The sequence below is a fragment of the Stenotrophomonas maltophilia genome, from assembly GCF_047782825.1.
GTDB lineage: Bacteria > Pseudomonadota > Gammaproteobacteria > Xanthomonadales > Xanthomonadaceae > Stenotrophomonas.
The window spans coordinates 3,200,519-3,226,107 of the sequence record NZ_CP180589.1; the positions used below are offsets into that span (position 1 = coordinate 3,200,519).

A 25,589-nucleotide genomic window follows, 5' to 3' on the forward strand; every position below is an offset into this window, starting at 1 on the left:
GCGTAGGCTCGGCTCTACAGCTCACCGCGGCCCGTGTAGAGCCGAGCCCATGCTCGGCTGCGTTTCGATCACCGCGGGTACGCCAGCAACACCACCAGATCCTCCTCACCCACCTGCTGCAGCGCATGCGTGCTGCCGGTGCGGGTCAGCAGCGCGTGGCCGGCACGCACGTCGTACTGCTTGCCATCCAGCACATAGCTACCCTGCCCGCTCACGATGTAATAGATCTCATCCTTGTGCTGCGGATGCAGGCCGATGCCCGCGCCCCTGTGCAGCACGCGCTTGCGCAGCACGAACGGCAGATCCTGCGCGTCGGCGAAAAAGGGATACGCGGTGGTCGGCCCGGCACCGCCATGCGGGCCGGGCTGCGTGCGCGCAACCGCATCTTCGTGCAGCACCTGCGAGGGCCGCTGCGCAGCGGCGCCCTGCCCTGCGCCCATCACGTCGCAGTCGATGTCACGCAACAGCGCGGGTTGCAGCGCGGGCAGCAGCGGCACCGCCTCCCGCAGCACCAGGCAGGCCACCGCATTGGCACCGGCCACGCTGAAATGGGTGCCGTCAGCCTTGTTCTGTTCGGGTACGAACAGGAAGTACGGGCGTGCGCCCTGCTCGCCCAATGCGCGGATCCAGCGCGTGCTGCGGTCGTTCAGATCGATCAGCGCGACGTGCTCGCGCGCGGCCAGCTGCTGCATCGCCAGCGTGTAGCGCGCATGCGTGTCCAGCAGTGAACCGAAGTCGTACAGCAGCCGCGCCACCGGCGTGACCAGCACCGGCGTGGCGCCCTTGTCACGTGCCACCTGCACAAAGCGCATCAGCAGCCGCGGGTAGTCAGTATCCGGATCGGTGTAACGCGTGCGGTCTTCGAACTTCGCATCGTTGTGGCCGAACTGGATCAGCAGCACATCGCCGCCATGCAGCTCCCCGGCGATCGCATCCAGCCGCCCTTCGTCGATGAAGCTGCGCGTGCTGCGCCCGCCCTTGGCGTGGTTGTGCACTTCGAGACGTGCCGGGTCCAGGTAGCTCTGCAGCGCCTGGCCCCAGCCCGCCTGCGGCGCGCGTTCCGGCCCGTATTCGGCGGCGGTGGAATCGCCCGCGATGAACACCCGCACCGGCGCCGCCTGCGCGGTGGTGCACGAGAGCAGCAACAGCAGCCACAGCCTTCGCATCGCGGCACTCCTGCAGAGCCGAGCCATGCTCGGCTGTTTTTCGATCAGAGCGCGACAGCCGAGCACGGGCTCAGCTCTACAGACCGGTGTGCGTCAGCGCGCCAGCCAGCCACCATCGACCGGCAGCACCGCACCGTTGATGTAATCCGACGCCGACGAGGCCAGGAACACGGCCGCACCAGCCAGATCGTCCGGATTGCCCCAGCGGCCTGCCGGGATGCGCTCGAGGATCGCCTTGTTGCGGTCCGCATCGGCACGCAGGGCGGCCGTGTTGTCGGTGGCCATGTAGCCGGGCGCAATGGCGTTGATGTTCACGCCCTTGCCCGCCCATTCGTTGGCCAGCAGACGGGTGATGCCGGCAATGCCGCTCTTGCTGGCAGTGTAGGACGGCACCCGTACGCCGCCCTGGAAGGACAGCATCGAAGCGATGTTGATGATCTTGCCATGGCCCTGTTCGATGAAATGGCGCCCGGCAGCCTGCGAGATGAAGAACGCAGACTTGATGTTGACGTTCATCACGTCATCCCAGTCCTGCTCGCTGAAATCCACCGCATCGGCGCGACGGATCAGGCCGGCGTTGTTGACCAGGATGTCCAGCCCACCCAGGCCTTCGATGGTTTCGCGCACCACGCGCGCCACCGGTTCGATGCTGATCAGGTTGGCTTCGATGGCCAGGCAGCGGCGGCCAAGCGCGGTGATCTTTTCGATGGTTTCGGTGGGCGGGGCGATGCCGGCCACGGCGACATCGGCGCCAGCGGCAGCCAGTGCCACGGCGATGCCCTGGCCCAGGCCGGTATTGCCACCGGTTACCAGAGCGACCTTGCCTTCCAGGCTGAAGGGATTAGCCATTGCGTATGCGTTCCTTGGTAGAGGCGAGCGGGGTGCGCGACAGCGGCCACCGGCACGGCGTGCGCGGTGGCCGGGCAGGGCTTACTTGAGCTGGCAGATGTCCAGCACGTGCATGTCGGTGTAATCCAGGTTCTCGCCGCCCATCGCCCAGATGAAGGCGTAGTTGCTGGTACCGGCGCCCATGTGGATCGACCACGGCGGCGACACCACCGCTTCGTTGTTCTGCATGACGATATGGCGCTGCGCGTCCGGCTCGCCCATGAAGTGGTAGACGCGGTCGTTGTCGCCCAGGTCGAAGTAGAAATACACCTCGCTGCGGCGGTCGTGCAGGTGCGGCGGCATGGTGTTCCACACGCTGCCCGGCTTGAGCACGGTCAGGCCCAGCAGCAGCTGCGAGGACTGGCAGGTGGCGGGCACGATGTACTGGTAGATGGTGCGTTCGTTGCTGGTTTCCAGCGCGCCGCGGTCCAGTGCAACCGCATCCTTGATGGACAGCTGCTTGGTCTCGAAGCGGGCATGGGCCGGGGTCGAAGCCAGGTAGAACTGGGCCGGGTTGGCGGCATCCTGCGAGGCGAACACGACATCCTTGCTGCCCATGGCCACATACAGGCCGTCCTTCGGGCCCAGCGTGTAGACCGTGCCATCCACGGTGACCGTGCCGGTGCCGCTGCCGACGTTGATCACGCCCAGCTCGCGACGCTCCAGGAACGGGTGGCCAGCGGCCGAGGCCGGTTCGGTCTGCGCCGGCAGCGCCAGCGGGGCATCGACCGGGGCCGCGCCGCCCAGCACGAAGCGCTCGTAGTGGGTGTACTTCAGGGTCACCTGGCCGGCGTTGAACAGGCCGTCCAGCAGGTACAGCTCGCGCAGCTGGTCGTTGCTGGCGCCCTTGATGGCATCGGGATGGGTGGCGTAGTGGGTCTTGCAGTACATGGCTTCTCCAGAGCAGGGGGCGGGCCGAAGGTTCGGCCCCGGCACGGTTCAGGGGGATTCTAACGACACTGGTAACCGGTGTCATTTTGCGCCGCACGATAGGGTTGAAGCGTCACCACCAACGGTGGTGACCTACCGGATCGAGGCCTGCGGCCTCAATCCTCGGGCGGCTGGCAGGAGTCGCGCACGATCAGGTGCGGTCGCACGCTGGCGATCTGCAGTGCGGCTTGGCTGTCGGGCTGGATCAGCATGGCGGCGGCGGTGCGGCCGGTGTCGCGGGTATGGCGGCGCACCGAGGTCAGCGACGGCCACAGGCGCGAGGCCAGCGGGCTGTCGTCGTAGCCGACGATGGACAGCTGGCGCGGGATGTTGATGCCCGCACGCAGCGCCACCTTGTAGATGCCGGCGGCCATTTCGTCGTTGCCGGTGAAGATGGCGGTCGGCCGGCGCTTGCCCAGCAGCAGCTTCTCGGCGGCCGCCACACCCGATTCGAAGGTGTAACCGGCCTCGATGATGCGGTCCTTGGGCAGCTCGATGCCGCGCTGGGACAGCGCGTCGATGAAGCCGGCGGTGCGCTCGTGGGCGGACCGGTAGGCGCTGGGGCCGGTCACCAGGGCGATATCGCGGTGGCCCAGCGAAAGCAGGTAATCGGCTGCTTCGGCCGCACCGTCGCGGTCGTGGGTGACCACCATCTGCGAGGTTTCATCCAGCGGCAGCGCGGCCACGCGGGTGAAGCGGCAGCCGATCTCGTCCAGCATGTCGGCCAGTGCCTGGTCTTCGGAGGCACGCGGCACCAGGATCACCCCGTGCAGCTTCTGCTGCTGCACGAAGCGGCGCACGCCGTCGATGTAACCGGGGCTGCGGCTGTCGCAGGGGTGCACCACCAGTTCAAAGCTGGAGCCGCGCAGCGCGTCCAGCGCGCCGTACTGCATGTCCACGATGTACTGCGCGGTGGGATTGTCGTAGACCATGCCGATCAGGAAGGAGCGGCGGAAGGCCAGGCCACGGGCCAGCGGATCGGGCGTGTAACCGACCTCGCGCATCAGCGCCTCGACCTTGTCACGCGTGTCCTTGCGCACCAGGGGCGAGTTGTTGATGATTCTTGAAACCGTTTTCTTGGAAACACCCGACAGTCGCGCGATGTCGTTGATCGTGGCGGCCTTGCCCTTCGCCAATGCCGGCGTGGCGGCATCGTTCTTGTTGCGCACTGACATGTAGTGGACCCGATAAGTCTGGGGATTCCAGCGCGCGCTCAATCCAGCGCGCGATAGCGGAAGCTGCGGAAGGTTACCGCACCGTCGCCGGCCGCATACAGCGCCGGCTTCAATGCCAGGAACTTGCCAGCCACATTGTGATGGTAACCGGACACTTCCATCTGAACCGGATACTTCTGCCAGCGCTGGCCATCGGTGCTGGAGTGGACGGTCACGATGTGGCGGTTGTTGGTCACCCGCAGCCACAGCTTGCCGCCCTTCGGGCTGGCCGCCAAGCGGGTGGGGCGTTCTTCACCGTAGCGGTGCATGATGAACTTCTCGCCGTTGCTGCCCACGCCCACGTACAGGCGGTCGCTGTAGAACAGCAGGGCGCCGCCCACCGCGCCCGGGGCGATGTCCATCTCCACCTCGAACTGGTAGGCCTTGTCGCCGGCGATGGCGGTCAGCGGCGAGCTGTCGCGCGGGGTCTCGCCCTTGCCCTGCAGCACCAGCCCTTGGCCGCTGAAGCCCAGCCGCCGGTATTCGTCCTGGGCCGGGTTGAAGAACGACCACTGCGGGCCGAGCGCCTTGCCACGGAAGTCGTCGGACAGGGCCATGCCATGCGCGCCCACCGATTCACCGGCCGGCTTGCGCAGCGGCTGGCCAAGGTCGCCGCCCTTGGCCACGAACCAGCCATCGGCGGTCCACTCGATCGGCTCCAGCAGGGCCTGCCGGCCCAGCGTCCAGTACCCGTTCTCGTAGCCGTGGTACATCATCCACCAGCGGCCGTCGGTGCCTTCGATCACCGTGGCATGGCCGCGTGACCACCAGGGTTCGGCGGCCGACTGGGTGCGCATGATCGGGTTGTTGGGCGCATTCACCCACGGCCCATGGATCGAGCGCGAGCGCGCGGTGATCACCATGTGCCCGGTGGGCGGGCCGGCGGTGCCGCCCACTGCCGTGGTCATGTAGTACCAGCCATCGCGGAAGTGGATCTTCGGGCCTTCCTGCGCGTAGGCCTCCACATCCCAGCTTTCCGGGTAACGCCAGCCGTCGTAGACGTGCTTCGGCGTGCCGACCACGCTCAGGCCATCGTCGGCCAGCTGCACGTAGTCGCCACCGCTCAGGAACAGATAGCGCTTGCCGTCTTCACCCAGCGCATGGCCGGGGTCGATATAGCCCCCCAGGCCGATGTCGATCGGCGCGCTCCACGGGCCCTTGATGTGGTCGGCCCAGACCACGAAGTTGCTGCGCCGTTCGCCGGTACGGGCCGGGAAGTAGATGAAGTAGCGGCCCTGGTGCTTGACGATGTCCGGTGCCCAGATCGCGCCCACGTTGGTGGTGATCGCCTGGCCCAGCGGCTGCCAGTTGACCAGGTCGCGCGAGTGCCAGATCGGCAGGCCCGGGTAGGCATCGAACGAGGACAGGGTGAGGTAGTAGTCGTCGCCGTCCTTGAGCACCGACGGGTCGGGGCGGTCGCCGGCCAGCACCGGGTTGAGGAAAGTACCATCGCCCAGGTCGGCCTGGCGCTGGTGTTCCAGACCACGCACCCACGCCGTCGCTGCGGGTGCGGGTGTGTTGTCGGCGGCTGCCGCCGGGCATGCCGGCAGCAGCAGGGCGAGCAGGGCGGTGGCGATGCGCAGGGCAGGCAGCATGGCGGTCTTCTCCCGGTTCAGCCGCGCAGCGCGGCCGGCAGCCACAGCGACAGGGCGGGGAAGAAGGTGACCACCAGCAGCACGCCCAGCGCGGCGAACCAGAACGGCCAGATGGTGCGCATGCTCTGGCCCACGGTGATCTTGCCGATGGACGTACCGATGAACAGCACCGAGCCCACTGGCGGGGTGACCAGGCCCAGGCCACCGGTCAGCACCAGCACCAGGCCGAAGTGGATCGGGTCGATGCCGTAGGCGCGGGCCACCGGCAGGAAGATCGGCGTGCAGATCAGGATCATCGGTGCCAGGTCCATGAAGGTGCCCAGCAACAGCAGCATCACCACGATCATCAGCAGCACCATGAACTGGCTGTGCGCGAACGACTGCAGGAAGTCCACCGCAGCGGTCGGCACCTGCAGGTAGGCCAGCAGCCAGCCGAATACCGCAGCGGTGGCGATCACGAACAGGATCACGCCGGTGCTGCGCGCGGCATGGATGACCGTCTCGAAGAATTCGCGCCAGCGCAGCTGGCGGTACAGCACGGTGGTCACCAGCAGGGCGTAGACCACGGCGATGGCTGCGCTTTCCACCGCGGTGAAGATGCCGGCACGGATGCCGATGAAGATCAGTGCGACCAGGCCCAGGCCGGGCAGGGCGGAGACGATGCGCAGGGCCACCGCACGCCAGCCGGGGAACACTTCCACGCCGTAGCCGCGGCGCCGTGCCACCGCGTAGCCGGTGACCATCAGGGCCAGGGTCATCAGCAGCGCCGGCACGATGCCTGCGGCGAACAGGTCGGCGATGGACAGGCCACCCCCGGCAGCGGCCGAGAACAGGATCAGGTTGTGCGACGGCGGCACCAGCAGCGCGACCAGCGCGGCGGTGATGCTGACGTTGACCGCGAAGTCGCGGTCGTAGCCGCGCTTGACCATCTGCGGAATCATGGTGCCGCCCACCGCCGAGACATCGGCGATTGCCGAACCGGACACGCCGCCGAAGAACAGCGAGGACAGGATCGAGACCTGGCCCAGGCCACCGCGCAGGCGTCCGACCAGCGACGAGGCCAGCGCGATCAGCCGTTCGGAGATGCCGCCGCGCATCATGATTTCACCGGCGAAGATGAACAGCGGGATCGCGATCAGCGAAGCCGAGCCGGTGCCTGCAGAGATCTGCTGCACCAGCACGATGCTGGGAATATCCAGGTAGAGCAGGGTCGCCAGTGCTGCAGCGGCCAGCGCGTAGGCCACCGGCACGCCCAGCAGCAGCAGCACGGCGAATACGGAGAACAGGATGGTGATGCCCATGGATCAACGATCTCCTTCAGCGTCTTCGGTACCGGCGTCGCTGGCCTGCAGCGCCTTCCACGCACGGTTCAGCGCAAACAGCAGCATCAGTGCCCCGCCTACCGCCAGCGGGAGGTAATTGATGCTCTGCGGCAGGTGGGCGCCGGCGGTCTTGATGTCCAGGCCGTCGACCAGCAGGTCGGCCGACCAGAAGGCAATGAACCCGCCCAGCACCGCAACCACCAGCTGCACCAGCACATCCACCGCGCGGCGCAGGCCGGGGCCCATGTGGGCGTGCAGCAGGAAGAAGCCGAAGTGGCGGTTGGTGTGTACGCCGCAGGCTGCGCCCAGGCTCATGGCCGTGGCCAGCAGCAGCAGGGTGACCGGCTCGGTCCAGCTGGGCGAATCGTTGATCACGTAGCGGGCGAACACCTGCCAGCCCTGCACCACCACCAGCCCCAGCAGGGCGGCAACGGCGCAGTAGATGGCGATGTCGGCGATGCGGTCCAGCAGGCGCTGGCCGGGCCCGGTGGCGGGCGTCGTCGTCTCGGTCATGGCGGTGTCCTCAGGCGGCGCGGATGCGGTCGACCAGCGCGGCGATGTCCGGCTGCTGCAGGTACTGCTGCAGCAGCGGCTGGGCGGCGGCGCGGAAGGCGGGCATGTCGACCTCGTTGGCTTTCACGCCATAGGCCAGCACGGCGCGGCGTGCGGCGTCTTCCGACGCATCCCACTGCTCGCGCATGACATTCACCGATGCGCGGGCGGTCTGCAGCAGCAGCTGGCGGTCATCCGGGGTGAGCCGTTCGAAGCTGGCGCGCGACATCAGCAGCACGTCCGGCGCGTACGAATGGTCGCTCTGCGACCAGTAGTGCGCCGCTTCGAAATGGCGGCTGGAATGGAAGCTGCGCATGTTGTTCTCGGCGCCGTCGATCATGTGCGTTTCCATGCCGGAGAACGTATCGCCCAGCGACATCGGCGTCGGGTTGGCCCCCAGCAGGCGCATCAGCTGGATGAAGATGTCCGACGAGGCCACGCGCAGCTTCAGGCCATGCAGGTCCTTGGGCGCCACGATCGGGTGCTTGGTGTTGTAGAAGCAGCGCGCGCCCGAATCGTAGATTGCTAGGCCGACCAGGTCGCGGCTCTCGAAGCCGCGCAGCACCGCCTCGGCCACGCCGCCATCGAGCGCGGCGCGCTGGTGTGCGACCGACTTGAAGACATACGGCAGGCACAGCGCCTGGGTCAGCGGGAAGGCGTTGTTCAGCGCACCGGCATACACGCGGGTGATGTCGATGGCACCGAAGCGCGCCATGTCGATCGCTTCGGATTCGCGGCCCAGCTGGCCCGAGTGGTACTGGCGCAGGCGCAGGCGGCCGTTGGTTTCGCGCTGCAGGGTTTCGCCGATCCACTTCACCGCGGTAACGGTGGGGTAGTCGGCCACATGCACGTCGGTGGCGGTCAACAGCGCGCCGCCGGCCATATCGCTGCCCGGCCCACGGCCACAGGCCGCGAGCATCGGGGTGGCCAGGGCGGCAGCGCCGCCGGCCAGGAAGTTACGTCGTGTGATCATCTGCGCCCTCCCGCGCGTGTTCACCGGTACCGGCGGCGGTCAGCCCGCCGGCACCGCCCTGCAGGCAATCTCGCCGAAGCCGGCGAAGCGCACCAGCGCCGTTTGTCCTGCCTGGATGTCGTGGATGCCAGTCGCGTTGCCGGTGGCGATCAGGTCACCGCGCTGCAGCGGACGGCCGCGCAGCGCCGAACGGGACAGCGCGAAGGCGTAGGCCGCGCGCAGGCCACCGGGCAGGCGCGTGGCGCCGCCGGTGCCGACCACGTTGCCTTCGATCAGCGTTTCGGCGCGCAGCGCCGTTTCATCGCGTGCGGTCCAGTCGACGATCTCCGGGCCCAGCACCAGGCCGTTGTTGTTGCCGAAGTCGGACACCACCACGCGCGGGCCCAGTTCGTTGATCGTTGCCAGCGGGCTGCTGGCCACTTCCACGCCGATGTACAGGCGCGCGGGCAGGGCTTCGGCCTGTTCCGGCGACCAGTGCAGCTGTCCGGCCGGAGCGTCCTCCAACAGCTCCAGCACGTACTCCGCTTCGACCGCGGCAAAGCCACCGACGAACACCGGGATATCCGTTGTTCCACCGGTAGCATTTTTGAGCTGCCGGGAGAAAACCGGGCCCAGCAGGCGTTCGTCCCCGGACCCATCGCGGCGCTCGGCGGCGATGTAGCCCACTTTCCAGCCGACCACCTGGTCATCCCAGGCGGCAATGGCCAGGTCCTGCACCTGGTAGGCAGCCACCAGAGTCTCGGGAATGCTGCCCGGGAAACCCGGCAGGGACTGGCCGGCGCGGCGCGCGGCGGTGAAGGCGTGGGCGATCGCGGCCGCATCGTCCGGCGGCGGCGTCTGCCCATGTGTGCCGTGTTCGTTGCTCAAGAACGGTCTCCCTCTGCGGTTGTTGCACTGCCCATCGACAGCGTCTGCAGGAGGTGTATATGGTAAACCGGTGTCATCGCGCAAGCCGCAGCGCATCACGCGACCTTTCCGGGCACACCGCGCACGCTGCCCACCCCCGTTGGAGCCTTGTCCGCCATGCGTTTGCCGATCCTGCTGCTGTGCCTGTCCAGCCTGTTGCCGCTCGCCCCGGCAACGGCCGCCGATGTCCCGCTGCGCGCCGGCCAGCGCCTGGGCCAGGAACTGGCCGGCGAACAGCTGCCGCTGTGGCCGGCCGGCCAGGTACCCGGCGAAGCCGGCCCGCCGCGACCGGCTCGGGTGGTCGAACGCAGCGACGATCCCGCGCGACCGGACCGCTTCGTCGACCAGGTGGACGCGCCCTACCTGCTGGTGCATGCACCGGCACGCCCGAACGGACAGGCGCTGCTGGTGATTCCCGGCGGCGGCTACCAGCGCGTGGTGATCGACAAGGAGGACAGCGCGCTGGTGCCCGACTGGGTGGACAGCGCCGGCTACACCCTGTTCGTGCTGCGCTACCGCCTGCCGCAGCCCGGGCGTGACCGCCAGGCCGCATTGGCCGATGCACAGCGCGCGCTGCGGGTGGTGCGTGACCAGGCCGCACGCCGTGGGCTGGATGCCGCGCAGGTATCGGTGATGGGCTTTTCCGCCGGCGGCCACGTGGCCGCGCGGCTGGCCACCGGCTTTGACCGCACCGTCTACCCGCCACGCGATGCCATCGATCGCCTGAGCGCGCGCCCGGCGCGCGCGGTGCTGGTCTACCCGGTCATCGACATGGGCGCGCACGCGCACAGTGGCTCGCGCGGGCGCCTGCTGGGCGCACACCCCGATGCTGCGCTGGCGGCGCAGTACTCGATGCAGACGCAGGTGCGCACGGACATGCCGCCCACCCTGCTGGTGCATGCCAGCGACGACCGCGTGGTGAGCGTGCACAACAGCGAAGTGATGGCGCAGGCACTGGCCCAGGCCGGGGTCGAGCATGAGCTGCATGTCTTCGCACACGGCGGGCACGGCTTCGGCATGCGTGTACCGGCCGGGTCCACGCTGGCGCTGTGGCCGGCGTTGGCCCAGGCGTGGCTGGCGGCTGCGGGCACGGGGTCGCGTGTGGGGTCGGAGCCCCTCTCCGGTGGCGAGGGGATCAGCCCCCGGGGTGGCCGATGACCGGCGCGCCAGACGATCTGCAGCGCCGCCGCTTCCTGCGTGACAGCGCGCGCTGGGCGCTGGCCACGGCCACGCTGGCGGCCTTGCCAGCCGCTGCCGCGATCCCCGGCCCCCGCGATGACCGCCTGCCGGTGGTACGGGTGCGCGGTGGCCGCGTGCGCGGCCAGCGCCAGCAGGGGGTGCTGGTGTTCCGCGGCCTGCGCTACGGCGCCGATACGGCCAGCCACCGCTTCCAGCCACCGCGCCGCGAAGCGGACTGGCACGGCATTGCCGATGCGCTGGACTACGCGGCCGCCGCGCCGCAGGGCGGCGCCGAGGGCCCCGGCAGCGAAGACTGCCTGTTCCTCAACGTATGGACACCGGCGCTGGGCGATGGCGGCCGCCGCCCGGTGCTGGTCTACATCCACGGCGGTGGCTTCAACAACGGCTCCGGCAGCGATCCGCTGTACGACGGCAGTGCGCTGTGCCGCCGCGGCGATGTGGTGGTGGTCACCCTCAACCACCGCCTGAACACCTTCGGTTACCTGTACCTGGGCGCGCTGGGCGATGCGCGGTACGCCGCGTCGGGCAATGTCGGCCAGCTGGATCTGGTGCAGGCACTGCAATGGGTGCGCGAGCACGCGGCGGTGTTCGGCGGCGATGCCGGCAACATCACCGTGTTCGGCCAGTCCGGCGGCGGCGCCAAGATCGCCACACTGATGGCGATGCCGGCCGCACGTGGCCTGTTCCAGCGCGCGTGGACGATGAGTGGCCAGCAGGTCACCGCAGCCGGCCCGCGCGCCGCCGCGCAGCGCGCGGCCATCGCCATGCAGGCAGTGGGCGCGAAGGACCTGGCGGCGCTGCTGCGGCTGCCCGCCGCCGATCTGCTGGCCGCCACCCGCGCACGCGATCCGTCACGGGTGGAAAGCACGGCGCTGTACTTCGGGCCGGTGCTGGACGAGGTCAGCCTGCCGGTGCATCCGTTCTGGCCGCAGGCACCGCTGCAGTCGGCCGCCATTCCCATGGTGATCGGCAATACCCGCGACGAGACCCGCGCCTTCCTCGGCAACGATCCCGCCAACTTCGCGCTCACCTGGGAGACGCTGCCGGCGCAACTGGAACGGCAGCAGTTCGTCGATCTGCTGCCACAGACGGTGATCGCCGAGTACCGGCGCCTGTACCCGCACTACACGCCGTCGGACGTGTTCTTCGCCGCCACCACCGCCGGCCGTTCCTGGCGCGGCGCGGTGGAGGAACTGGAGGCGCGCGCGCGCCAGCCCAGCGGCGCGGCGCCCACCTGGGCCTACCAGCTGGACTGGGGATCGCCGGTGGAGGAGGGGCGACTGCGTGCCTTCCATACCCTGGACATTCCGCTGGTGTTCGACAACGCCGGCCTGCCGGGTGCACGCACCGGCGGCGGCGCGGACGCGCATGCGCTGGCGGCAACGATGAGCAGTGCGCTGATCGCCTTCGCCCGGACCGGCGACCCCAATCATCGCGGAATGTCGCAATGGGCACCCTACGGCCTGCCGCGGCGGCAGACCCTGCTGTTCGACCGGGACAGCCGCGTGGTGGACGATCCACGCGCTGGCGAGCGTGCGCTGTATGGAAAAGTGCCGTTCGTACAGCGCGGCACGCAGTGATGACACTCAGGTGCAAACATTCTGTTAACCCGTCTCGGCTAGAGTCGGGGCATGGGAGAGATGTCCACGCCACTGCCGTTCACCGGCCGCGAGCGCCTGTTCGCCGCGATTGATGCTGCGGTGATGCTGGGCAGGCCCGAGGCGATCACCGGGGCGCTGCAGCAGGTGCTGCGCGAGGCCATCGTCGATCCGTCCATCCAGTTGCCGCCCTGCGTGCGGCACCCGGTGGAAGGGCATTACGCGCGCCGCGAACTGCACCGCAGCCCGACCCTGGGCTACAGCGTCATCGCCATGTGCTGGGGCCCGGGCCAGGGCACGCCGCTGCACGACCACGATGCGATGTGGTGCGTGGAAGGCGTCTGGCAGGGCGAGCTGATCGTCACCCCCTACGCGCTGGTTGAACAGGATGGCGAGCGCCATCGCTTCGCCGCACAGCCGACGCTGTATGGCCACCGAGGCAGTGCCGGCAGCCTGATCCCGCCGCACGAGTACCACACGCTGTGCAACGCCAGCGATGCCGATGTGGCCGTGTCGCTGCACGTGTACCAGGGCGTGATGGAACGCAGCGCCGTGTTCGAGCCGCTGGGCGAGGACTGGTACCAGCGGCGGGTGAAGATGATGGAGACCGACGCGGCCTGACCGCGCCCCGCTGGGCATGGCCCAGCGCTACCCACGCACTGGCGGCCGATCAATCGGTAGCGCCGGGCCATGCCCGGCGGCGGCGCCGCGATCAACGCGGCACGTCGACCACGTTGTTCAACCGCGTCACTTCCTCGCCACCGTCGGCCAGCGCCACGCGCACGCGCAGGCCACTACGGTCACCCGCGGGCAGCGGCAACGACACCACCGCCGTCTTCGGCTGCAGGTCAGCGGGCGCAGCCATCGCCGGCACCTCGGTACGCGCGATCTCACGGCCGCGCGCATCCTCCAGCACCGCAACGCCCACCCCGGTGCCGACATGGCCCAGGCTGTGCACGGTCACCTGAAGCTGGCGCCCGTCCACCCGCACGTCACCGCGGCCCACGCCCAGATCCGGGCGTGTTTCCACCGGCGTGCCCGCAGACACGCGCTCGAACTCGAACACTTCGGTGCGCCCGGGGCGGAACTGCAGCGCCACCGATGCACTGGTTTCCAACGGCACGCTGCGTTCGGCCGGCGTACCGTCGATGCGGCCATCACCATCGGCATCCACGCCGCTGCGCACGCGCCACGTACCGCTGGCCACGTTCCAGCCAGTCATCTCGGCGCCGATGGTGCGCGTGCCCAGGTTGTAGCTGGTCACGGTGAAGCGCTCGCGCGAAGGTGCATGCACCAGCAGGGCGACCTGTTCGGCGGCGCCGTCGCGGTCGAAGCGCCAGCTGACGGTGTGGCCAGGCCAGCTCTGGTTGCGCTTCAGCGCGATGCCACCCAGGCGAGCGCGCTGCAGGAATTCACTGGGCGCTTCCACACGGTCGGACCACCAATGGCCTTCGGTGTTCATGTAGGCGCGCTGCACCTTGGCCTGCAGGCCATCGGCATGCAGCGCGTCGATGTACTTCATGTCGCCGCTGGCCTGCCAGGCCATCAGGCTGGCAAAGCCGGTTTTTCCTGCATCTGCATCGGCGGTCAGCAGCGGGTACCAGTCCTGTTGCCGGCCCAGTGCTTCCACGTAGTTCTCGCCCAGGTTGGCCAGCGCGCCCGGGCCGCCCCGGGCCACGCGGTAGTCCAGCGCCTGCAGGTACTTCGCATCGCCGGTCCAGCGCCACGCGGCCCAGAAGGTGTGCATCGTGTCGCCACCGCCGGAGCCGTTGTTCAACTCGCCGCCGCGGGTGGCACCGGTGGCCCAGTTGATCTCGTTGGGCAGGGTGAAGCGGCCCTTGTCGTCTTTGCCGGCATGGGCCAGGTAGCCGTCGGCCAGACCGATCACCAGGCTGCGGCCGGTGGGATCGGCGTTGTACTGGCCCAGCAGGAAGGCCGGGTGCAGCACCGGGAACGAGTAGGGCTTCTGCCACTGCCAGTTCGGTTCGCGGTAGACCTTGTTGCCGCCGAACCAGTTGCTGGAGAACAGCAGGTGGCCCTGCGGGTTGCGCAGGATGATGCGCTCGTCGAAGGCCTTCACCGTTTCCATCAGGCGCTCCAGCGTCAACGGGTCGCCCCAGTTGAGGTAGAGCATGGCGCTGTTGGTGTTGATGCCTTCCTCGTAGGAATGCAGCTCGTCGGTTTCGATGGTGCTCAAGCCGTTGCTGAACATGCCGTTGCGGTACACCGCATCGGACAACGCCGTCAGCGAGGCGTTCAAGCGGTCCGGCTGCACGCCCATCAGGGACAGCCCCGGCCACTGCTGGGTCAGGTCGGAATCATCGGAAATGCCACCGCCGAAATCGCCGTAGGCCACCTGCCGTTCATCGATCCACCAGTCGATGAACTGCCGCACCTGAGCCAGATCCTGCACCTGGTTGAACGCCCATGCCGGCACGCCCTTGGGCGCGGCCGGTGCGGTATAGGGCGGGCGGCCCTGGCTGTTGTAGCTGATGTAGTTCCAGTACAGGCGGCCAAGTTCGTGGTCCGGGTCCACCCGCAGCAGATCGCTCAGGTCGGCATACACGCGCGCATACAGGCGCTGACGCTTCGACGTGGTGTGCTCTTCCACCAGGAAGCCCCAGTTGTCGCGCACCTGGTTGAAGCGGTCGGCCACGTGTTCCTTCAGCGCGTCGGCGCGCGGCTTGAACACCAGGCGGATCTGCGCGCCGTCGAGTGCGCGTGCATCGAAGCCCGGCGCCGCCGAAGCGATGCTCAGCCACAGGCTGTCCGGGGTCAGGATGCGGTCGCGCAGGTCCAGCCACAGCGTGCGCCTCTGCCCGGGCTGCACCGACACCGAGACATCGATCATGTCGCGCGCCGGCCAGATCGGATCCTTGATGCGGATGTTCAGCGGGATCAACCCGGCATGGGTGGCCGGCAGGTCCAGTGCGGGAAGGTCGATGGCCACGCCATCCAGGCCGTCATGCATGTTTTCCCAGCTGTAGGCCCAGCTGCGGATCAGCGGCTGGTTGGCCGGGGCGTCGCCCACGCCGGAAGGAATGAGCACGTGCACGATGGGAAGCGGATGCGCGGGCAGGCTGTCGGCACTGCGGCGGCGGGAGCCGGCGCCCTTGGGCAGGGCCATCACCGTGCTGCGTTCGGCGGCCGGGTAACGGCCATCGATGTAGCGGCGCAGCGTGTCCAGGTTGGTGTAGTCGGGCAGGGCCTGGCTGTCGACCACGTAGGTCTGCTTCACCGTGCCTTCCGGTTCGGCGCCCTCGCTCACGTTGTAGGCCCAGATTTCCTGGATCGGCGTTTCCTGTTCCACGTTGCTGAAGCGCAGCACGCCACCGCGCTGCGCGGCAACGTCATCCACGCTGCGCACCACGCCGCGCGGACGGGTCGCCAGCACCTGGGTCGCCTGCGTGGCGTCGGCGCCATGGGCGAGGGTGCCGAAGGCCGCGCCGCGGATCTCCACCCGGTTCACCGTTTCGTCGGCCGGCACGCTCAGGTCCAGGTGCTGGCCACTTTCCACGTAGGTGTTCCAGTCCGGCAGCTGGAAGTAGTCGTTGCGGCCGGGCAGGCGCGAGCGGTTGTAGACGCCGGGCCAGGTGGTTTCGGCAATGCCGTCGGTGGCCTTCCACATCCACGCCTTCAGGTCGCGGGTATCGGCGAATTCAATCTTGCGTATGCGCGTGCCGGCCGCCGCCAGCGCAGGCGGTGCCGCGCCTTCCCAGCCGAAGCGGTGGCGCCATGCGCGCGCATCGGTGACAGGTGCGATCGCCGTGGCCGGCGCGCGGCCACGTGCCAGCCCCTGCACGGCGGCCAGGTCGAGCATGCGGTCGTACACGCGGATGTGCTGGACGTCGCTGCCACGCAGGAAGTTGTAGCGGCTCTGCACCTGGTAGGGCGCCATCACCCGCCCGGCCAGGCCGAGCTGGTCCAGCGCGGCATCGTAATCGCCGGTGGCCTGCGTGCGCGCCACTTCGCGGCCATCGACGAACAGGCGCACGCCCTGGTCTTCATCCCAGGCGAAGGCCAGGTGCAACCACTGGTCGGGACGCGGCGGTGCGTCCATGCGGAACGACACGCGGGTGCGTGCCAGGTTGGCATCGGTGACGAAGGCATCGAAGCCATGCCCGTTCCAGTCGATGCGCAGCCAGGCCATGTCCCAGCTGCTGTGGTCGGCGTAGCCGACGCGGAAGATCACGAAGGGCGCTTCGCCCACCGCGTAGCGCGAACGCCAGTCGAAGGCGAGGGTGCCGCGCTGGGCCAGGATGTTGCCCGGCGCATCCCAGGCCAGCACGCCATCGTCTTCCCACTGGATGGCCTTGCCGCGTGCGCCATCGTCGACCACCGCGACCTTGTCGCGGAAGTTCGGCACGGCCTCGCCCTGCGCGGTCGCGGCCTGCAGGCCGTGGTTGGCATCGACGTGGAACAGCAGGATAGGAGCAGGCGGGACAGGAGCAGGCGGGCTCGGGGCATCGGCGGCGGCCGTCGCGGGGCCTGCAGCCAGGGCCACTGCCAGCAGCAGGCAGAGGGACGCGGTCGTGCGGTGCGGCATGGAGACGTTTCCTTTCAACGGGCGACGGCCGGCGGTGGGCCGCCGGACCGTAGCAAGGCCACGCCGCGACGGCACCTTGCGGCGCAGCAGCGGTCACGGCGAACGGCGGCGCGCATCGGTGCGCGCCGCCGGCGTTGCTCAGAACTTGTAGCGCACGCCCAGCAGAAACTGGCGGCCGGTTTCGGTGTACTGCAGCGGCAGGCGGCCGGTCAGCGGCGAGTACACCCACTCGTCGGACGCTTCGTTGGTCAGATTGATGCCTTCCAGGCTCAGTTCCAGCTGGTCGCTGATCTTGTAGCGGATGGAGGCATCGATGACCGTGGTGCCGGTCATGCCGTGGTAGCCGTCCAGGTTGAAGCCGGTTTCCTGGCCGGGCACCTGGGTGAGGTAGTCATCGCGGTTGGTGGCCGAGACGCGGCCGGCGAAGGTCTCGCCTTCGTAGAACAGCGTCGCGTTCCAGGACGACTTGGACAGGCCCAGCAGATCGTTCTTCATCACCGGCTGGCCGGCCGAGTTGATGTACTGGATCTTCGATTCCACCCAGGTGTAGTTCAGCTGTACGCCCAGGTTCGACCACTTGCCCGGCAGGAAGGTGAAGGGCTGGGTGTAGTTGGCTTCGGCACCATACAGCTCACCACCCGGGGTGTTGACCGGCCGGGTGAAGGTGAAGTCGTCGGTGGGCGAGGCGCCGGTACCGATCAGCAGCTCGGCAGGCAGGCCGCTGTCGGTGAACGGGCGGTTCTCGCGCAGGGTCTGCACCGAGGTCTCGATGTCCTTGTAGAACAGGCCCAGGCCGGCCATCGCACCTTCGGCGAAGTACCACTCGAAGCCCAGGTCGACATTGGTGGCGCGGGTCGGGTCCAGGTTCGGGTTGCCGCTGGAGATGGTGCGCGCACCACCGGCCACGGCCACGGTTGCACCCGGCGTCAGGCTGCCCAGGCCCGGGCGGGTCATCACCTTGGCCGCACCCAGGCGGATCAGGAAGTCGGGCGTGACTTCGGCCACAAGGTTGAACGAGGGCAGGGTGTCATCGTAGGTGCGGGAGGCGGTGGTGGCGGTGGTACCGCTGGCCAGCGTCGACAGCCCGGTGGAGGACTGCTTGGTACGCACGTAACGCACGCCGAAGTTGCCCGACAGCGGCAGCGAGCCGATCTCGGTGCTGAACTCGCCCATCAGGTAGGCGCCGCGGTCCTTCTCTTCCACGCTGCGCACGTTGTTGGCACGCGGTGCGACGGCGTAGATGCCGCTGTTGCTGTAGATGTCGAACTGGTCGGCGATCGCATCCAGGTTCGGCACCACCCAGTTGGACGGGCTGCCTTCGATGCCCTTCAGGCCGGCCTGGCTGGTCATGTCCACCGGCACGATCCTGCTGCCGTTGGCGAAGGTCGGCACGGCCAGTTCACTGGCGCGGCGCAGTTCGGTGGTCTTGAACGTGTAGTCCTTGGCCAGCACGCCACCCTTCAGGCGGAAGCCGGGGCTGATGTTCCAGTTGAAATCGATCTGGCCGGTATCGAAGTCGTTGTCCACGTACTGCGGGCGCAGGCGGATTTCCGCCAGTTCCCAACCGTTGGGATTGGTCGGGTCGATGCCGTAGTTGAGGATCGGGAAGCGGCTGTTGCCACGGTAGTCGTAGCTGTAACCCTTGACGTCGTACTTGTCCATGATGACCGTGGTCTGCACCGGGTTCTCGTGCTTTGAGCGCGAGATGCCCAGCTTGCCGGACACGGTGAAGTCATCACCGAAACGGTGCTGGCCGTTCAGGCTGATCTGCTTGAACTCGGTGCTCCACTCGTCATGGCGGTTCTCGGTGCGGATGTCGACGTTGTCGAATTCACCGTACAGCAGCGCGCCGTTGCGGATCTCGCCGTTCTTGACGATGGTCGACGGCTTGCCATCGCGCTCGGGGCGGCGCGGAACGCTGGTATCGCGGTTGCGGCTGAAGGAAATCGCTTCGATGTACTGCTCATCGCGGGTGGCATCGATCTTCGAGTACAGCACGTCCAGCGAGACTTCGGTGGCGCTGCTGGGCTTCCACTGCAGCGAACCGGTCACGCCCAGGCGCTTCTGCTCGTGTTCCATCTGCACATAGCGCGGGAAGCGCGGGTGGAACACATCGGCGGCGCGTGCCGCGGCAAATGGCGAGGACGCGGCGAAGTTGCCGTTGCTCGGGCCGTTGGCCCAGCGGCCGGTGTTGGAACCTTCCTCCAGCGCCTGGCGCTCGGAGTAGGCTACCGACAGCAGGGCACCGAAGGTGCCATCGGCGAAGGTGTTGGAGATCAGCGCGGCCAGCCGCGGGTCGGCCTTTTCGGCCATCGCGTTGTAGCCGGCCTGGCCGCTGGCGGCGAAGGTGAAGCCGTCGTAGTCGAACGGGCGCGCGGTGCGCAGGTCGACCGTGGCACCCAGCGAGCCTTCCTCCACATCGGCCGAGGCGGTCTTGCGCACCACCAGCTGCGAGAACAGGTCCGAGGCAAACACGTTGAAGTCGAAGCCGCGGCCGCGGTTGGTGCCGCCGCTCTGGTCACCGGCGCCGACCGTGGTCAGTGCTTCCATGCCGTTGATGCGCACGCGGGTGAAATCCGGGCCCAGGCCACGCACCGAAATGTTGCGGCCTTCGCCGGCTTCGCGGGTGATGACCACGCCCGGGATGCGCTGCAGCGACTCGGCCAGGTTCAGGTCGGGGAACTTGCCGATGTCTTCGGCGACGATGGCGTCGACCACCCCGGCTTCGCTGCGCTTAATGTCCAGCGCCTTTTCCACGCTGGCGCGGTAGCCGGTGACGTTGACGGTGTCCAGGTTGGTGGCGCTGGGGTCACCGCTCTGCTGCTGGGCGGCCGCGTTGGCCGCAAGGGCCAGTCCGACGGCCAACGCGAGCAAGGTAACCGGTGTCTTTTTTCCGTGGTTCCGAGAATGCATGCCTTTCCCCTCTCCCAAAGGTCTGGTATCGCGGCTGTTTCAGCGTGATGACACCGCTGGTCAAGGCGGACGTTAACAGCACGTTCCGGATCCGGCATCTTGCACCGCAACAGATCTGAAATGTCTCCAAGACGCTTGCAGGACAATGCTTCCGACAGTTTGGTAGGCTGTGGGTACGGCGGGTCGGTTGCAGAATGACACCGATAGCCAATCACCACGCCGGTGCGTGGTGCGATTCCACGCCGCCCAGTTTCACATGCTGGCGGCACCCGTGAAGGAGCTGAGATGGGTCGTATCGTGTGTTTCGGGGAACTGCTGCTGCGCCTGGGGGCGCCCGGTCGCGAGCTGCTGCTGCAGTCGCCGCAGCTGCAGGTGCACGTCGGTGGCGCGGAGGCGAACGTGGGTGTCTCGCTGTCCCGTTTCGGACATCAGGTGGCCATGGTCAGCACCGTGGCCGGCAACGCGCTGGGGGCGCATGTGCTGGGTGAACTGCGCCGGCAGGGGGTGGATACGCGTGGCGTGCGCGAGGACGCCGAAGGCCGCATGGGCCTGTACTTCCTGACCACCGGCGCGGTGCAGCGCGCCAGCGAAGTGGTCTACGACCGCGCCGATTCGGCGTTCGCCCGCAGCACCGCGGCCGACTACGACTGGCCGTCGCTGCTGCAGGGCGCGCAGTGGCTGCATCTGTCCGGGGTCAGCCCGGCGCTGGGCCCGGACGTGGCCCAGGCCACCCTGGCCGCCGCGCGCGCGGCCCGTGCGCTGGGCGTGCGCGTGTCCTTCGATGGCAATTTCCGCCCCAAGCTGTGGCAGCGCTGGGGCGGCGATGCGCAGGCGATCCTGCATGAACTGTTCGCCCAGGCCGACATCGTCTTTGCCGACTACCGCGACATCGAGGTGATCCTCGGCCAGCGTTTCGAGCAGGCCGATGTGGTGGCCAAGGTCGAAGCGGCCGCCGCCGCCGCGTTCGCTACGTTCCCGCAGCTGCAGTGGATGGCCTGCACCCAGCGCCAGGCGATCAGCGTGGACCACCACGCACTGGGCGCGCTGCTGCTGGGCCGCGACGGCACCCGTGCACAGGCACCGGTACGCCAGCTGCAGGGCATCGTCGACCGCATCGGTGGCGGTGATGCGTTCGCGGCGGGCATCCTGCATGGCATCCTGTCCCGCTTCGATGCCGACGCCACCGTGCGTTTCGGCCTGGCCGCCGGGGGACTGAAGCATTCGATCCCCGGCGACTTCAACCCTGTCAGCGAAGCTGACGTGCTGGCCCTGGTGGGCGAGGAGCGATTCGATGTCCGGCGCTGATCCGCGCGTACGTGCGGTACTGAAACTGGCACCGGTGATCCCGGTGTTCACCCCCGATGACGTGGACGATGCGGTACAGGTCGCGCAGGCCCTGTTCCGCGGCGGCCTGCCGGTGATCGAAGTGACCCTGCGCACGCCACGTGCGCTGGACGCGATCAAGGCGATGGTCGAAGCGGTGCCCGATGCAGTGGTGGGCGCCGGCACGGTGCTGACGCCGGCGCAGATGGAAGCGGCCAAGGCCGCCGGTGCGCGCTTCGCGGTGTCACCGGGGGCAACGCCGACGCTGTATGCGGCCGCGCGCGATGCCGATCTGCCCTACCTGCCTGGCGTGGCCACCGGTTCGGAGCTGATCCTGGGCCTGGAACACGGCCTGGACACCTTCAAGTTCTTCCCAGCGGTCCAGGCAGGCGGCGCCGCGCTGATGTCGGCCTGGCATGGGCCGTTCGCCGATGTGCGCTTCTGCCCCACCGGCGGCATCAGCGCGCAGACCGCACCGCAGTTCCTGCACCTGCCCAACGTGCTGTGCGTGGGTGGTTCGTGGCTGACCACGGCCGCGCTGATGCAGTCGCGCGACTGGGAAAGCATCGAGCGCCTGGCCCGCGAAGCAGCGGTGCTGGCCGGCTGACCGGGCTTCGGTAGCGTCGAGCCATGTTCGGCGGCTGCTCTGCGTAGAGTCGAGCTTGCTCGACTGGCTTCTGGCAAAAAGCAGTCGAGCAAGCTCGACTCTACGCTGCCTTGATCCATTGATCAGGATCAAGGCAGCGCCAACGCCGCCCCTGCATGCTCTCCCTCAAGCGGCGGGCATCCCCTTCCGCGAGTACGGCACGCCACGGGCATCGACGCCCGGTGCCATGTCCGGGGGCGGGCGTGGCGCTGGATCCTTCGATACCCGCGGCCTCTGCCACACGGCCATCGCCGCACGGCGTGGCCGGCGGACCAGACCCGCCGCAGTTCCCCGGCCATGACGGGCGTGGGGCACTTCGTGGCCGCGGGAGGCGGGTCGGGCACGCCAACAGCGCGTCTTCGCCTGTGCATGGTCGCCGCTCCGTTTCCCTCTCCCACGGATGCGGCGGCCATGCCGACCGCGCAACGCAGGCGCCGTACAATGCGCGCATGCCCGACATGCTCAAGACCGTCTTCCTGTCCATCGTCGCCCTGGTCGGCGCGTTGCTCGCGCTGGCCCTGGTCAGCAGCGCCGGCGGCTGGCTGCCGTCGCTGTTCGGCCTGCATCCGGGCAGCGAAGCGCAATTGGGCTGGGACCTGGCCTTCACCGTGCTCGGCGGCATCGCCGGCATCGCCTTCGCCACCTACTACGCGCCCTCCTGGCCGCGTGCCCACGGCACCTCCATCTGGACCCTGCTGGTGGTCGGCAGCGGCTACGGGCTGTGGGTGATGGGGGGCGATTTCCCGCGCTGGTTCGCGGTCTCCCTGCTGCTGTCATTGCCGGTGCAGCTGCTGGTCGGCTGGTGGTTCGGCCGTCGTCCGTCCCGCAGCGCAACACAGGCTTAACAATTCCCCCCTAGGCTCGGTGCCCGCCGAAGGTCGGCAACGCGGCGCAGGGGCCTGCACCCACGGAAAAGGGGCAGGCGCGGCGTAAGACACCACAGGGAACCGGGAAATCATCCGATGCGTTACCAGATCCGGGAGGCCGCCGCTGCGGCCCCCCATGCGAAGCTTTTGTCCCGCGCCGTGCATGCGGTGCTGATTGGCGGCCTGGCCGTGCTGCCCATCGACGCGATGGCTGAAGAAGCCGCCGATGGCGATACCCGGCAACAGCTGCAGCAGCTGGACACCGTCACCGTCTCCGGCAGCTATGCCAAGAGCCTGGAACGTGCGGTCGACCTCAAGCGCGCCAACATCGGCTTCTCCGATTCAATCGTTGCCACCGACGTGGCTGATTTCCCGGAACAGAACCTGGCCGAAGCGCTGCAGCGCATGCCGGGCGTGACCATCGAGCGCAACAAGGGCCTGGGCAGCAAGGTGAGCGTGCGCGGCCTGCCCAGCGAGTTCACCCTGGTCTCGATCAACAATCTGGCCACGGCGTCGGGTAGTGGCGGGCGCGACGTGCAGTTCGACATCTTCGCCGCCGACGTGGTGCAGACGGTCACCGTGCAGAAGTCGCCAACCGCAGCGGACGAGGAAGGCGGCATCGCCGGCTCGGTCTACATCGAAACGGCCAAGCCGTTCGACTTCCCCGAGCCGAAGTTCAGTGCCTCGGCCGAAGCCTCGCACAATTCGATCAACGGCAAGATCGATCCGAAGATCTCCTTCCTGGCCAGTGACACCTGGGGCGACTGGGGCGGCCTGGTGTCGTTCTCCAAGGCCAAGCGCACCAACCGCACCGATTCCAATTCGGGCATCAACTTCCGCCCGATGGGCCGCTTCCTGGAAGCATCCGGCACGCGTGGCTCGCAGGCCGCGGCCGTGCTGGCGCGCGATGCCGGCATCATCGTGCAGGACCGGATGGACAAGGAGGAGACCAGCCGCATCATCTTCCAGGACAAGGTCGGCGACCGCGTCTACCTCAACGAGCAGGACCAGTGGGGTGCCACCGCGTCGCTGCAGTTCAAGCCCAGCGAGACGTTCTCGCTCAGCTTCGATGCCATGTTCGGCGGCTATGACACACACGAGGACGAGTACGACGCCGCCGCCTATTCGGCGTCCAGCCGCAGCACGCTCGACCGCATCTACGACTACGACAGCACCACGCTGGGCGACTACGGCATCACCGTGTTGAAGGACGTGGCCTACACCGCCACCCAGCACGAGATCCTCAGCAAGGACCGCAACGCCAACACCGACTACCGCCAGTTCAGCAGCAAGCTGGACTGGAAGGTGGGTGGCTGGGACATCGATGCGCTGGTGGGCTATTCCGGTGCGCGCAAGGATTCGGACTACGCCAACCTCAAGCACGTGGCCTACGCGCCGTCGCGCACGCGCTGGACCGGCAACGGCGGCGAGACCGTGCCAAGCACCACCGGTGGTTTCGACATGTACAACGCGGCGGACAAGTACCTGTTCGAAGCGTACGAAACCGAACTGGAGAAGGTGAAGGATGACAAGTACGCCGCGCAGCTCGACCTGCGCCGGCAGCTGAACCTGGCCTTCTTCCCGGCGCTGAACGCCGTGCAGTTCGGTGCGCGCTACACCGACAAGACCAAGGAACGCGAGTTCGGCAGCGGCAAGATCCAGGGCCCGACCGCCGGCAGCGCCGCGTGGGTGAACAAGCGCACGCTGGCCGACAGCAACCCGGTGTGGATCAGCCAGCTGGCGCCGGGCGGCGGCTACCGCCCCAGCGACCTGGACTGGCAGCAGGTCTCCAATGCCTATGCACGGGCCACCTTCCGCTACCCCGGCTATGAAACGCCGCTGGACCCGGGCCAGTATTACGAGGTGAAGGAGAAGACCCTGGCGCTGTACGCAATGGCCGACTTCTACTTCGATATCGGCCGCGTGCCGGTGTACGCCAACCTGGGCGTGCGTTCGATCGATACCGATGTCGATTCGTCCGGCTTCCACCCGGTGCAGAACGCCGATGGCAGCAACGGCTACACGCCTACGCCGATTTCCAGCAGCGGCGATTACAGCAAGATCCTGCCCAGCTTCAACATGACCGCCGAGATCGCCGACGGCCTGGTGCTGCGCGGTGCCGCGTCGGAAACGCTGATGCGCCCGTCGCTGACCGACATCGCCTACCGCCGCACCGTCAGCTGGAGCAGCTTCCGCTTCATGGACGGCAACCCGGCGCTGAAGCCGACCACCGCCAAGCAGTGGGAAGTGGGCCTTGAGAAGTACCTGCAGAACGGTGGCCTGCTGGCCGCGTCGTACTTCTCCAAGAAGATCGATGGCGTGGTGCGGCAGTCGCTGACCGGCATCGTGCCGAACGTGGAGAAGCTCAACGCGAACGGTTCGCTGGATGGCTACTACGACTTCGAGGTCTACCAGCCGGTCAATGCGGACGGCTCCTACAAGGTGACCGGCGTGGAACTGGTCGCACAGCTGCCGCTGTCGATGCTGCACCCGGCGCTGGAAGGCTGGGGCATCAATGCCAACTACACCCAGCTGGACAACTCGCTCACCGGCGCGTCGGACCTGGATATTCCGACGCCGCCGGAGGGCCTGGCCGAGAAGGCGTACAACTTCACCCTGTATTACGAGAACGATCGCTTCAGCGCGCGCGCCTCGTACAACTACAAGGACAAGTACGTCGAGTACATCCACCTGAACATGTATCCGGTCTACCGCGATGCCTATGGCCAGCTGGATGCCTCGATCGGCTTCCGCCTCAACGACACCTGGAAGCTGAACCTGGAAGCGATCAACCTGCTGGACGAGAAGACCAGCGGTTACACGATCGACAAGGCGTTCCCGACCCAGTACGAGTTCTCCGGCCGCCGCGTCACCTTCGGCATCCGCGCGGATTTCTGATCGATGCCGCATTGATCTGGTAGCGCCGGGCCGTGCCCGGCGACACGCAACGT

General features: G+C 68.0%; 18 protein-coding genes. 7 read left to right on the forward strand and 11 right to left on the reverse strand.

What is annotated here, in order from left to right; translation table 11 throughout:
• Positions 1-68: 68 nt before the first annotated feature.
• From ACM2ZB_RS14935 to ACM2ZB_RS14975, 9 genes are all read right to left on the reverse strand, one after another.
• Positions 69-1,166 carry a GDSL-type esterase/lipase family protein gene (locus ACM2ZB_RS14935; protein ID WP_416056030.1) on the reverse strand — a complete coding sequence of 366 codons (1,098 nt, stop codon included), beginning with the start codon at positions 1,164-1,166 and terminating at the stop codon, positions 69-71.
• 93 nt (positions 1,167-1,259) lie between these two features.
• Positions 1,260-2,015, reverse strand: coding sequence for a 2-dehydro-3-deoxy-D-gluconate 5-dehydrogenase KduD (gene kduD / locus ACM2ZB_RS14940; RefSeq protein ID WP_416056031.1), 756 nt, complete (start codon positions 2,013-2,015; stop codon positions 1,260-1,262).
• A gap of 81 nt (positions 2,016-2,096) precedes the next feature.
• Positions 2,097-2,945, reverse strand: coding sequence for a 5-dehydro-4-deoxy-D-glucuronate isomerase (gene kduI, locus ACM2ZB_RS14945; protein WP_079224536.1), 849 nt, complete (start codon positions 2,943-2,945; stop codon positions 2,097-2,099).
• Between the two features lie 155 nt (positions 2,946-3,100).
• Entirely contained in the window at positions 3,101-4,159 is a 1,059-nt protein-coding gene (locus ACM2ZB_RS14950; protein WP_416056032.1) for a LacI family DNA-binding transcriptional regulator, read from the reverse strand.
• A 38-nt stretch (positions 4,160-4,197) separates the two neighbouring features.
• On the reverse strand, positions 4,198-5,793 hold the full coding sequence (locus ACM2ZB_RS14955; RefSeq protein ID WP_416056033.1) for a family 43 glycosylhydrolase: 1,596 nt from the start codon (positions 5,791-5,793) through the stop codon (positions 4,198-4,200).
• A 17-nt stretch (positions 5,794-5,810) separates the two neighbouring features.
• A complete protein-coding gene (locus tag ACM2ZB_RS14960; RefSeq protein ID WP_313441365.1) occupies positions 5,811-7,094 on the reverse strand; it encodes a TRAP transporter large permease in 1,284 nt (427 codons plus the stop codon).
• A 3-nt stretch (positions 7,095-7,097) separates the two neighbouring features.
• Positions 7,098-7,628 carry a TRAP transporter small permease gene (locus ACM2ZB_RS14965; RefSeq protein ID WP_416056034.1) on the reverse strand — a complete coding sequence of 177 codons (531 nt, stop codon included), beginning with the start codon at positions 7,626-7,628 and terminating at the stop codon, positions 7,098-7,100.
• Between the two features lie 10 nt (positions 7,629-7,638).
• On the reverse strand, positions 7,639-8,640 hold the full coding sequence (locus ACM2ZB_RS14970; protein ID WP_416056035.1) for a TRAP transporter substrate-binding protein: 1,002 nt from the start codon (positions 8,638-8,640) through the stop codon (positions 7,639-7,641).
• A gap of 39 nt (positions 8,641-8,679) precedes the next feature.
• Positions 8,680-9,507: a 2-keto-4-pentenoate hydratase gene (locus ACM2ZB_RS14975; protein ID WP_416056036.1), complete on the reverse strand. Its 828-nt coding sequence runs from the start codon at positions 9,505-9,507 to the stop codon at positions 8,680-8,682.
• 174 nt (positions 9,508-9,681) lie between these two features.
• On the opposite strand from ACM2ZB_RS14975, the gene ACM2ZB_RS14980 reads away from it, so the two are divergent.
• The 3 genes from ACM2ZB_RS14980 to ACM2ZB_RS14990 are packed head-to-tail and all read left to right on the forward strand — an operon-like array spanning position 9,682 to position 12,965.
• Entirely contained in the window at positions 9,682-10,704 is a 1,023-nt protein-coding gene (locus tag ACM2ZB_RS14980; RefSeq protein ID WP_416058560.1) for an alpha/beta hydrolase, read from the forward strand.
• Positions 10,701-12,326, forward strand: a complete 1,626-nt coding sequence (locus ACM2ZB_RS14985) for a carboxylesterase/lipase family protein (protein WP_416056037.1) — start codon at positions 10,701-10,703, stop codon at positions 12,324-12,326. The genes ACM2ZB_RS14980 and ACM2ZB_RS14985 overlap by 4 nt, the downstream gene beginning before the upstream one ends.
• A gap of 51 nt (positions 12,327-12,377) precedes the next feature.
• The gene (locus ACM2ZB_RS14990) at positions 12,378-12,965 is read left to right on the forward strand and encodes a cysteine dioxygenase family protein (RefSeq protein ID WP_313441356.1); all 588 of its coding nucleotides are present in this window, start codon (positions 12,378-12,380) and stop codon (positions 12,963-12,965) included.
• Between the two features lie 91 nt (positions 12,966-13,056).
• Here the strand turns inward: ACM2ZB_RS14990 and ACM2ZB_RS14995 are convergent, their stop codons facing one another.
• Both ACM2ZB_RS14995 and ACM2ZB_RS15000 read right to left on the reverse strand, forming a co-directional pair.
• Positions 13,057-16,890, reverse strand: coding sequence for a LamG-like jellyroll fold domain-containing protein (locus tag ACM2ZB_RS14995; protein ID WP_416056038.1), 3,834 nt, complete (start codon positions 16,888-16,890; stop codon positions 13,057-13,059).
• Positions 16,891-17,028: 138 nt separating this feature from the next.
• Positions 17,029-19,803, reverse strand: coding sequence for a TonB-dependent receptor (locus ACM2ZB_RS15000; protein WP_313441351.1), 2,775 nt, complete (start codon positions 19,801-19,803; stop codon positions 17,029-17,031).
• A gap of 285 nt (positions 19,804-20,088) precedes the next feature.
• On the opposite strand from ACM2ZB_RS15000, the gene ACM2ZB_RS15005 reads away from it, so the two are divergent.
• The 4 genes from ACM2ZB_RS15005 to ACM2ZB_RS15020 all read left to right on the forward strand — a co-directional run bounded on the left by ACM2ZB_RS15005 (position 20,089) and on the right by ACM2ZB_RS15020 (position 25,536).
• Entirely contained in the window at positions 20,089-21,108 is a 1,020-nt protein-coding gene (locus ACM2ZB_RS15005) for a sugar kinase (RefSeq protein WP_416056039.1), read from the forward strand.
• Positions 21,095-21,733 carry a bifunctional 4-hydroxy-2-oxoglutarate aldolase/2-dehydro-3-deoxy-phosphogluconate aldolase gene (gene eda, locus ACM2ZB_RS15010; RefSeq protein WP_416056040.1) on the forward strand — a complete coding sequence of 213 codons (639 nt, stop codon included), beginning with the start codon at positions 21,095-21,097 and terminating at the stop codon, positions 21,731-21,733. The genes ACM2ZB_RS15005 and eda overlap by 14 nt, the downstream gene beginning before the upstream one ends.
• Before the next feature lie 488 nt (positions 21,734-22,221).
• Positions 22,222-22,617 carry a hypothetical protein gene (locus ACM2ZB_RS15015; RefSeq protein WP_416056041.1) on the forward strand — a complete coding sequence of 132 codons (396 nt, stop codon included), beginning with the start codon at positions 22,222-22,224 and terminating at the stop codon, positions 22,615-22,617.
• Positions 22,618-22,785: 168 nt separating this feature from the next.
• Entirely contained in the window at positions 22,786-25,536 is a 2,751-nt protein-coding gene (locus ACM2ZB_RS15020) for a TonB-dependent receptor (protein ID WP_416056042.1), read from the forward strand.
• Positions 25,537-25,589: the final 53 nt, after the last annotated feature.